This is a genomic window from Streptomyces sp. NPDC007346 (genome assembly GCF_040703535.1).
Classification (GTDB): Bacteria; Actinomycetota; Actinomycetes; order Streptomycetales; family Streptomycetaceae; genus Streptomyces.
In genome coordinates this window covers 18,248-27,448 of record NZ_JBEYKR010000095.1, presented here as the reverse complement: position 1 = coordinate 27,448, position 9,201 = coordinate 18,248, and the positions used below count along the sequence as shown (strand labels likewise).

Sequence of the window (9,201 nt, the reverse complement as noted above, 5' to 3'; positions counted from 1 at the left end):
ATCTAAATCACCTGCGGGGGGGGGCCCGCGCCGGGGCGGGGGGCGGGGGGGGGGGGGGGGGGGGGGGGGGGGCCCCCCGGGGGGCCCCCCCCCCCCCCCCGCCCAGGTGCTAGGCCGGCCAGCCGAAGGCGCTGATGGTGTCGCGGGCCCGGCGGGGCTCCGGGTCGTTGAAGACGAAGCACCGGGTGTTGTTGACGCTTCCGCCTTCGGCCTGCGCCGTGGAGAAGATCAGGACCGGCCGCGGAGCGCCGTCCTTGGTCACGAAGTTCGCGCGGAAGTTGATGATCGGCGAGTCCTCGTCCCAGCGCGAGAGGAAGTCCTCGACCAGACCCTGGTCCTCATAGATCTTGCGGATGTGCTGCCCCACGTACTCGTCGGGGGTGTCGGTGTACTCCACCAGGGCGACGTCGGCCGGGTTGGCGTGCATCACCCCGCCGTTGACGCCGATCAGGTGGATCGCGACCGGGGCCACCTCGTAGAACTCACGCATGACCGCGGCCTTGTCCGCCGAGGGGGCGAGCGTCGGGTGCGGAGCGTCGTCGACCGAGCGGATCCATGCGGCGGCGTCGGACGCGGCCGTGTTCTCCGCGGCCGTGTTCGACACCGGGAGGCGCTCGCCCAGTTCCGGCCGGCTGACCCAGTGGATGCGGGCCTGGTCGCCCACCTCCACCCGTATGGCGTTCACCCGGGCAGCGCGCTCCTTGCCGTCCGCGCTGCGGTAGACGACCGGAACGTTCTCCAGCCTGCGCTCCTTCTTGAGCGCAGCGAGCAGATCGCTCAGGCCGTCGGTCGCGCCGGCGACCTCGAGCCGCTCGCCCAGGTGGCTCGCCTCCCCGCCCATGAGCAGGGACAGCGCCTTGTTGTGCAGGATGACGGCCCCGGCCCCGTCCGTCACGGCGATGGCCACCGAACTGTTGCCGATGACGTCGATGAGCTGCTCGGTGGCAGGCACACTGGTGATGGTCATTTCTCACTCCTGATTCTTTTCGGGCTCTGATTCATGCGATCCACGAGTTCTTTTATCGTGGAAGCCAGAAGGTCTTTCCCGGCGAGATGGTAATCATGTCCGCCGTCGAATGTAAACGTTCCGAGGAAAGGGCCCGTGACGAATTTCTTCCAGGCGGTCATTTCTTCGGGGCGGACAAACTTGTCATCCCTGCCGCACAGCAGTGCAAGGGGCGCGAAAATCGTCTTCTGTGCTCCGCGATATTCGCGCCGCATCCGGAGGTCAGCCGTAAGGTGGGCGCCTTCGGTATCCCCCTCCTCATCCGTGAGGCGGCGTTCTGCCTGCAAGGCCGAGAAGGCGGTCGCGATCAGGGTCCGGGGAACGTGTCCCGGTTCCCGTGCTCCCGATATCAGCAGGCCGCCGACCTCGCACACGGGGTCGGCCGCGAACCGGGCTGCCATTTCGTAGGCGAACAGAGTTCCCAGGCTGTGGCCGAAGAGGTACAGCCGGCGCCCCGGTACGGTGCGGGAAAGGTCGTCGGTCCACCGCTCCACAACCTGCTGCACGGTGCTGACCGGCCGTTCGTCGGCCAGCCTCCCGCGGCCCGGTAGCTCGCAGTGCACCGCGTGGAGTCCGGGGGGCAGTCGCCCACCCACGGGCAGATACGGGGAAGTGATGCTGCCGGCCGGGGGCAGGAAGACGACGACGTCCCCGTCCTGTCCGATGTCGCCCTGTACCACGACCGATCTTCTGTGCGTCATGGTGAACTCCCTCCTTCCGCTGCCGCTACGGATGAAGAAAGTTCTCCTCGATGCTCTTCAAGGTACGGAAGGCGTCGAGGTCGATCTCGGCCGACTCGAGCATCGTTCCGCGCAGCTCCTCGACATGCAGCACCAGTTCCACGAACTGCAGGGAGTTGATGATGCGGGTGTCGATGATGTCGGTCTCGGCGTTCAGCTCGGTGACGTCGGGGTTGCGGCTGAGGATCCACTCGCGCACGTCCCTCCAGGTGGCCGTCATGACCACTCCCTCCTGCTGTAGCGGTTCACTGACTCGCGTCGGCGGCCGGCCGAGAGGCGAAGGCGAAGGCGTTGAAGGCGGCCACCCTGTCGGCCACCTCCGAGACCAGTGCGAGGTCGCCCGGTCCCACGGGGCCGCGACGGTGTGCCGGGCCGCGCACGATGACGAGGTGTCCGCCGAAGACTCCGCGGAAGTCCAGTGCGAGGGCGACAGCGGAGCCGATCCCCCGCTCCCGCAGCTGCTCGAGCACCCGCGGATCGGTCTGTCCGGAGAACCCTTCGTGCTCACTGACCACGAACCGGGGCCGGCCGGCGGACTCGGCCAGCGCGCGCACCTCGGCGAGGGCCGCGGCGAACTCGTCCGGCCCCTGGACGACGGGCTCGTCGTGGACGGCCGGGGCCTCCAGCGAGATGGCGGAAGCGAAGAACGGCACACACGCCTTGGCCGTGGCCGGCACGACGTCCCTCGGTTCGGCGGTGCCGCGGATCGTGGAACTGATGTGGGCGAGGAACCCCAGCGATTCCTCGGCGGTCTTGCGTCCCGAGATGTAGCGAAGTGCGGTGGTCCAGTTCTCGGCAGGCTTTTCCGTGCTCTTTTCGGACACAGTTATCCCTTGAGTGGAATGGGAGATGAGGAGGAGGGGAGTCGAATTTCGATGGTGCGGGGAATTCGACTGCTTCTGCGAAATCGCGGGAGAGCGAAACTCCGGCCGATTAATTCGACCCTAGCGGTGGAGCGCAATTCGCGCAATAGAATACGAAGGTCAGCTGAAATTGACATCCGGGTCGAGCAGGCAGAGCTGGCCATCGGCCAGATGCAGCCGATCGTTGCTGTAGTTCAGAGCCGCCGAACGCAGATCGCGCAGTGCCTTTTCCAGCCCGGTCGGTGAGTCCTTGAGATAGCCGTGACGCAGGCCGACGGCGTCGATCAGATCGTTCACCGAGGCGTAGCATTCCTCGGCGGCCGTGATCTTCAGCGAGTTCAGCAGCAACTGGCGGCCGGGCGCGGAGAGATCCGTCTCGACCTGGACCAGGTGCTGTGTGCGCCGCAGCAGGGCATGGACGGTGTCGAGCCGCTGGCGGGCACGTGACAGCCTGGTCAGCAGCAGCTCCGAGCCGAGGTCGAACCGTTTACGGCCGGCGGGATCACGCAGCATGCGTGTGACCCTGGAGAGTGCTCCCGCGGCGGTGCCCAGCCACGCCGCGGACCAGCCCAGATGCGCCAGCGGCCCGAAGACGGACTGGGCGATCCGGTGGAAGTCACCGTGGTCACCGATCACCTGGTGGGCGGGGATCGTCCCCGTCAGCCTCAGCGGCAGACTGTGGCTCGAACGCATGCCCATGGGGTTCCACTCGCCCGACGCCTGCACCCGCAGCTGACCGCGGTGCGCGTAGACGAGCGAAACGTGGTGGTCGGCGGTGGCGGACGGGCTGAGCATGGTGATGAGGAAACCGTCTGCTCGGGTTCCGCCGGTCACGATCGGCGCGGCCCTGTCGATCTCCAGCGTTTCGCCGACGGCCGGCATCCGGGCGTAGGACCTGAAGAGGTGACCGCCCTTCCCGGGCTCGGTCGTCACCGACGCCAGGTACAGGTCGCCCGCGGCGAGCCTGGGCAGCAGCTCCTCACGCAGCGGGGACCGGGCATGCTCCACGATCGCCTGCGACTGCTGACAGTGCATCGCGAAGATCATGGCCATCGACATGTCGGTACGGCCGAGAGCGATGGTGACGTCGACCAGATCGGCGACGCTCCCACCGAGCCCTCCCTCGGCGCTGGGCACGAGGAGCCCGAGCAGACCGGTACGGCGCATCTGTGCCAGCGCTTCCTCCGGGAAGGCCGCCTCGCGTTCGGTGCGGGGCAGGTTCTCCTCGGCGGCCCGCGCCACCGCGGCCACCCGCTCGGAAAGGCTCATGCCCGCCGCGGGCGCGTCCTTCCCGTGCCGGGGGCCGACGGGGGCGGGCCTGGCGGTCCGTGCGGTCATGACGCCTCTTCCCGGGAAGGCGCACCGGCGGCCCTGAGCGCCCGGTGATCGATCTTCCCGTTCTGGGTGAGGGGCAGGGCGTCCCACCTGTGCCAGCGTCGCGGCACCATCGCAGGGGGCAGGACCGCGTCGAGGGACTTCTGGAGCTCCTCGGGGGAGACCGGGGCGAGTACGGAGTAGTGGCCGACGAGTTCACTGTGGCCGCCGTCCTCCGAGACGACCACCGCACACCGTTCGACGCCCGGGTGCCGGCTGAGTACGGCTTCGATCTCATCGAGCTCCATACGCACACCGGCGACCTTGACCTGACGGTCGCTCCGGCCCGCGTAGTGGACCAGGCCGGCGTCGAAGCTCGCCAGGTCACCGGTCCGGTAGAGCCTGCCGGTCGGTGACAGGGGGTCGAACGGATCGCGGAAGAAGGCCCGTCCGGTGATCTCGGGGTCGTTGAGATAGCCGAGCCCCACGCAGATGCCCCCGACGAACAGCTCACCGGTCTCGCCGGGCCCGGCTGCCCTCCAGGAGGAGTCCCGCTCCTGCACCAGCAGATACAGAGAGGTGTTGACCACGGGTGAGCCGACGGGAATCCGGTCCCGTACGAGATCGGCCCGTGTCACCACGTGGTGGGTGATGTCGTCGGAGCATTCGGTGGGGCCGTACGCGTTGACGACGGCCACGCCGGGCAGCGCGTCCAGGACCCGGGCCGCGAGTCCGGGGTGCAGCTCCTCACCGGTGGACAGCAGCCGGCGCAGTGAGGCGAGCGATCCCTCACCGGCTCGCCGGACTTCGTCGACCAGCCAGCCCACGACGGTCGGAACCAGCTCGACGACACTCACCTCGGCGGCGTCCAGAGCACCGATGAGCCAGCGCGGCAGGCGCAGGGCGGCGTCCTTGACCACCACGACCCGCCCGCCGATCAGGAGCGGACACAGCATCTGCCAGATCGAGATGTCGAACACCAGCGGCGCCGTGAAGGCCACCGAGTCCCGGGGGCTCAGGGACAAGTCGTGCACCTTGGCCCAGAGGTGGTTGAGCATGCCCTGGTGCTCGACGGTCGCCCCCTTGGGGCGCCCGGTGGTTCCCGAGGTGAAGATCGTGTAGCGAGTCTCGTACGAGCGGTCCGAGCCGCTCCTCTCCGGGAAGCCGTGGTGCTGCCGTTCGACCGGCAGCACCAGGAGCGCGACGTTCTCCGCCGCGGCGGCCGAACGGGCCGCGTTGGCCACGTCCTCGTCCCTGGTGTAGTCGAGCAGCAGCCGTGCCTCGGCCCGGCCGAGCACATCGCGGACGCGAACCGCCGGCCACGCGGGGTCGACGGGCAGGTACGATGCGCCGATGCTCTCCAGCGCCAGGAAGACCACGGGGGTCTCGAAGCCGCGCGTACCGACGGTGGCGACGACGTCGCCGGCCCCTGTGCCGCGGGCGAGCAGGAGGCCACGGACCGCCTCCACGTCCTGGACCAGGGCGCGGTACGTGAGCTCGCGCTCGCCGTCGACGACGGCTACCCGTTCCGGATCGTTCTCGGCGTGCCGGATGACGTGATCGAGAAGCGCCGTGCCGGTGTCCAGGTTCCGGGAGCGGCGCAGCGCCAGGCTGTTGGCCCGGTCCACCGTGCCGGCCGCCAAGGGCAGGTCGGCCCAGACCGGCCGCGGTGCGGCGGCACCCTGTGCGGCGCTCACCGGGCACCCTCCGTACGCGGGCCGCTATGACGGGCGAGATCGTGGAAGAAGCCGTCGACGGCCGTGACCTCACCGGCTTCCTCGGCGCGGCTGAACACGTGCTCCCCCACGGCCATGTCCAGCACGCCCAGGCCGAACGGGGAGAAGACCACGGTGCGGTCGGCCGGAACGGCGAGCCGGCCGGTGAGGACGTCGAAGAGGGTTCCGGCGAGGAAGTCCCGGCCGCCGGTGAGCTGTTCGGCCAGATGGACCGAGGTGCCGGCCTTGAGCACGTGCTCGACGTCATCGACGACGTTGACGCTGTCGAGGATGACCTCGGTGCTCAGGTCCCGCAGCGAGACATGCAGGACGAGCGGGTGGTGATCGAACAAGGACGGGTCGGCCACGTGCGGTTCCGCGGCCGTCGTGGCGAGGACCACCACGTCGCTGGCGCGGATGAGCTCCTGGGAACTCCCGTACACGCGGACCGATGTCTCCCCGTCGGTCTCCCGCAGGTGCCGGGCGAAATCCTGCGCGTATCGATCGGACAGGTCGTGCACGCCGAGTTCCTCGGGCTCCCAGCCGAGCGTGGACAGGTACTGGTGCAGATAGCGCGCGATGAGCCCTGTGCCGACGAACCCGATCCGTCGCGGCCCGGGACGGCCCACGAGCAGGGCGCGAGCTGCCACCGCGGCGGACGCGGCGGTGCGCACCGCACTGATGATGGAGCTCTCCAGGCACGCGTAGGGATATCCGGTGGCCGGGTCGTTGAGGATCAGTACGGCGGAGGCCCGGGGGATACCTCGCTCCAGGTTGGAGGGGAAACTGGAGATCCACTTGATGCCGTCCACGGGCCGCTCGCCTCCGACCGACGCCGGTAACGCGATGATGCGGGCGGAGGGCCGGTCCGGAAAGCGCAGGAAGTAGGAGGGCGGATTGACGGTCCGTGCCTCACCGTGCAGGCGGTAGGCCTTCTCGACGAGGGAGACGATCTCGGGCTCGTGCCCGTTGAGCACCCGGTGCACGGCTACGCCCGGCACCACCCCGAACCGGGGGATGCCCGCTTGCTCGTTCATATGCTCTCCAGAAGTTCGCGGATGTCGACGTGCCCGTAGTGGTCGCTGACCCAGGCGTCGTTGTAGATGGTGTTGATGTAGCGCTCGCCCAGGTCGGGGGCTATCGCGACCGCACTGCGGGCGGGGTACTGGGCGAGCCACTGGGAGGCGGCGGAGATGACGGTTCCCGAGGAGCCGCCGAGCAGAATGCCCCGGGCCGCCAGCTGTCTGCAGGTGTGGATGGTGTCGATCTCGTGGACCCGGATCACCTCGTCGACCAGACCGGCGGTGAGCGACGGTTCGATCAACGGCATGGGTGCGCCGGCACCGAGTCCGGGGATGTGGCGTGGTCCCGGTGTTCCGGCGAAACTGACGGAACCGACGCTGTCGACGGCGACGATGCGCACGTGGGGCCGGTGGTCACGGAAGTACCGCGCGCAGCCCATGAGCGTGCCACCGGTACCGGCGCCGACGAACAGGGTGTCGAGATCGGGAAAGTCCTTGGCGATCAGCGCGGCGGTCGTCTCGTAGTGAGATATCCAGTTGGCCGGGTTCTCGTACTGATTGAGCCAGAGGTAACCCGGGTCCTCTCCACACCGCTGTCGTACGTAGGACCGCCGCGCCGCCAGGAATCCGCCCGAGGCGTCGGGCTCATCGATGACCACGACCTCGGTACCCAGGGCCCGCATGAGAGCGACCGTGGCGGGATTGCAGTTGATGTCGGTCACGCAGACGAACTTCAACTTCTTCGACGCGGCGATCACCGACAGGGCCACGCCGAGGTTTCCGGAAGAGGACTCGATGAGCGTGGAGTCCGGTCCCAGCGTCCCGTTCTGCTGTGCGGCCTCGACCATCCAGGCGGCCGGCTGCATCTTGATCGATCCCGCGAAGTTGAAGCCCTCACACTTGAGAACGAGGGGTATCCGCAGACTGGTGCGCAGATCGAGGTACACGTCGCTGTCCAGCAGTTCGTGAGCTGCTGAGATAACAGGCATGCGTCGAGTTCACTTCCTTCCATCTGGTGAAACGGATGAGTACGCGAGGGATCAGCGGACACGTGACGGGTACTTCGGGAGGACATCCGTCTGCGGAGCCGCCCGGTCGTCGCCGCGCATGAACACCGTCCGGACCACGGCCACGCACAGGGCGTAGTAGACGAGGAACGCGCAGAAGGCGAGCGTGCCGCTGCCGTCGGCTCCGCTGTAGGAGGCGCGGAAGACCAGGTTGATCGCGACTCCGCCCAGAGCCCCTACGGCCCCGGCGATTCCGAGCACGGCGCCGCTCAGCCGCCTGGAGCGTTCGAACTCGACACGCGCGTCACGGCCCGCCGCCACCGCCTCCTCCGCGTTCTTGGCGAACAGGGCGGGGATCAGCTTGAAGGTGGACCCGCTGCCGATGCCGCTGAGCACGAACAAGGCGGTGAACCCGCTGATGAAGAGGGGGAACGCCTTCGTGTGCGAGGCGAGGACCAGCAGCGCCGTCCCTCCGGTCATCCCCAGGAACGTCAGCAGCGTGATCCGGGCGCCACCCCACCGGTCGGCCAGCCGGCCTCCCAGGGGCCGCGCCACCGAGCCGAGCAGCGGGCCGAGAAAGGTGAATGACGCCGCTTCGAGCGGCGTGGAGCCGAACTGGCTCTGGAGTACCAGGCCGAAGGCGAAGCCGTACCCGATGAACGACCCGAACGTGCCGACGTAGAGCAGTGAGATCCACCAGGTGCCACGGTGGCGGACGGCCTCGCGCTGCGTGCCCGGCGCGGCGCGCACCGCGTCCACGTTGTCCATGCGCAGGGCCGCCAGAAGGGCTACCAGTCCGATCAGCGGGAGGTAGGCGGCGGCGACGTAGGAGGGGTGGGTGTCGCCGGCCGTGGCGATCACCAGCAGCCCCAGGAGCTGAATGACCGCGACACCCAGGTTGCCGCCGCCGGCGTTGAGTCCCAGTGCCCAGCCCTGGTGCCGCTGGGGGAAGAACGTGGTGATGTTGGTCATGGAGGAGGCGAAGTTTCCGCCTCCCACCCCCGCTGTGGCGGCGATGACCACGAACACCCACAGGGGAGTTCCGGGCCGCTGGACGAAGTACACGGCGGACACCGTCGGGACGAGGAGCACCACCGAGGCGAACACGGTCCAGTTGCGTCCGCCGAAGCGTGTCACGGCGTAGCTGTAGGGGAGCCGCAGCAGGGCGCCGACCAGGGTGGGCGTGATCACCAGCAGGAACTTCTCACCGGGTGCGAAACCGAGCCCGATGTCCGGTGACATGAACAGCACCAGAACCGACCACATGCTCCAGACCGAGAAACCTATGTGCTCGGACAGGATCGACAGCCACAGATTGCGGCGGGCTATGCGTCTGCCGGAATGATCCCAGAACTTCTCGTCCTCAGGGTTCCAGTCTTCGATCCACCGTCCCCGGGTGGACTGTCTGCGCGACATGAGTCTTCTCTCTCCGGTCCTTGGCAGGACGGTCGGTCGGCCGTGCGGGGAGCGCGCCGGACACGGAACGGGGCCGCTCCGCCGGTTCGGTCCACGCGGCAGGGGTCCGGCACGTGCG

Annotated in this window: 9 protein-coding genes; all 9 read right to left on the bottom strand. The window is 68.5% G+C overall.

All coding sequences use genetic code 11. The annotated features are described in order from the left end of the window. Positions 1-109: 109 nt before the first annotated feature. Positions 110-967 (bottom strand): PAS domain-containing protein, encoded by an 858-nt coding sequence (locus AB0917_RS22995; protein WP_366821498.1) that lies wholly within the window; start codon positions 965-967, stop codon positions 110-112. After that, positions 964-1,707 carry an alpha/beta fold hydrolase gene (locus AB0917_RS22990; RefSeq protein ID WP_366821497.1) on the bottom strand — a complete coding sequence of 248 codons (744 nt, stop codon included), beginning with the start codon at positions 1,705-1,707 and terminating at the stop codon, positions 964-966. The genes AB0917_RS22995 and AB0917_RS22990 overlap by 4 nt, the downstream gene beginning before the upstream one ends. A 25-nt stretch (positions 1,708-1,732) precedes the next feature. After that, positions 1,733-1,966, bottom strand: coding sequence for an acyl carrier protein (locus AB0917_RS22985; protein ID WP_366821496.1), 234 nt, complete (start codon positions 1,964-1,966; stop codon positions 1,733-1,735). A gap of 25 nt (positions 1,967-1,991) precedes the next feature. Continuing rightward, complete coding sequence (locus AB0917_RS22980) at positions 1,992-2,570, bottom strand: hypothetical protein (RefSeq protein ID WP_366821495.1); 579 nt, start codon at positions 2,568-2,570, stop codon at positions 1,992-1,994. Between the two features lie 159 nt (positions 2,571-2,729). After that, on the bottom strand, positions 2,730-3,947 hold the full coding sequence (locus AB0917_RS22975; protein WP_366821494.1) for an acyl-CoA dehydrogenase family protein: 1,218 nt from the start codon (positions 3,945-3,947) through the stop codon (positions 2,730-2,732). Next, a complete protein-coding gene (locus AB0917_RS22970; RefSeq protein WP_366821493.1) occupies positions 3,944-5,620 on the bottom strand; it encodes an amino acid adenylation domain-containing protein in 1,677 nt (558 codons plus the stop codon). The genes AB0917_RS22975 and AB0917_RS22970 overlap by 4 nt, the downstream gene beginning before the upstream one ends. Next, complete coding sequence (gene sbnB, locus AB0917_RS22965) at positions 5,617-6,675, bottom strand: 2,3-diaminopropionate biosynthesis protein SbnB (RefSeq protein ID WP_366821492.1); 1,059 nt, start codon at positions 6,673-6,675, stop codon at positions 5,617-5,619. The genes AB0917_RS22970 and sbnB overlap by 4 nt, the downstream gene beginning before the upstream one ends. Beyond that, positions 6,672-7,649: a 2,3-diaminopropionate biosynthesis protein SbnA gene (sbnA, locus tag AB0917_RS22960; RefSeq protein WP_366821490.1), complete on the bottom strand. Its 978-nt coding sequence runs from the start codon at positions 7,647-7,649 to the stop codon at positions 6,672-6,674. Before sbnA ends, sbnB begins: the two co-directional genes overlap by 4 nt. 51 nt (positions 7,650-7,700) lie before the next feature. Further along, positions 7,701-9,083, bottom strand: coding sequence for a nitrate/nitrite transporter (locus tag AB0917_RS22955; protein ID WP_366821489.1), 1,383 nt, complete (start codon positions 9,081-9,083; stop codon positions 7,701-7,703). Positions 9,084-9,201 lie beyond the last annotated feature (118 nt).

What these genes read in the sequence shown, in the direction of transcription:
- AB0917_RS22995 (WP_366821498.1), bottom strand. Translation starts at nt 967, where the DNA reads ATGACCATCACCAGTGTGCCTGCCACCGAGCAGCTCATCGACGTCATC.
- AB0917_RS22990 (WP_366821497.1), bottom strand. Translation starts at nt 1,707, where the DNA reads ATGACGCACAGAAGATCGGTCGTGGTACAGGGCGACATCGGACAGGAC.
- AB0917_RS22985 (WP_366821496.1), bottom strand. Translation starts at nt 1,966, where the DNA reads ATGACGGCCACCTGGAGGGACGTGCGCGAGTGGATCCTCAGCCGCAAC.
- AB0917_RS22975 (WP_366821494.1), bottom strand. Translation starts at nt 3,947, where the DNA reads ATGACCGCACGGACCGCCAGGCCCGCCCCCGTCGGCCCCCGGCACGGG.
- sbnB (WP_366821492.1), bottom strand. Translation starts at nt 6,675, where the DNA reads ATGAACGAGCAAGCGGGCATCCCCCGGTTCGGGGTGGTGCCGGGCGTA.
- sbnA (WP_366821490.1), bottom strand. Translation starts at nt 7,649, where the DNA reads ATGCCTGTTATCTCAGCAGCTCACGAACTGCTGGACAGCGACGTGTAC.
- AB0917_RS22955 (WP_366821489.1), bottom strand. Translation starts at nt 9,083, where the DNA reads ATGTCGCGCAGACAGTCCACCCGGGGACGGTGGATCGAAGACTGGAAC.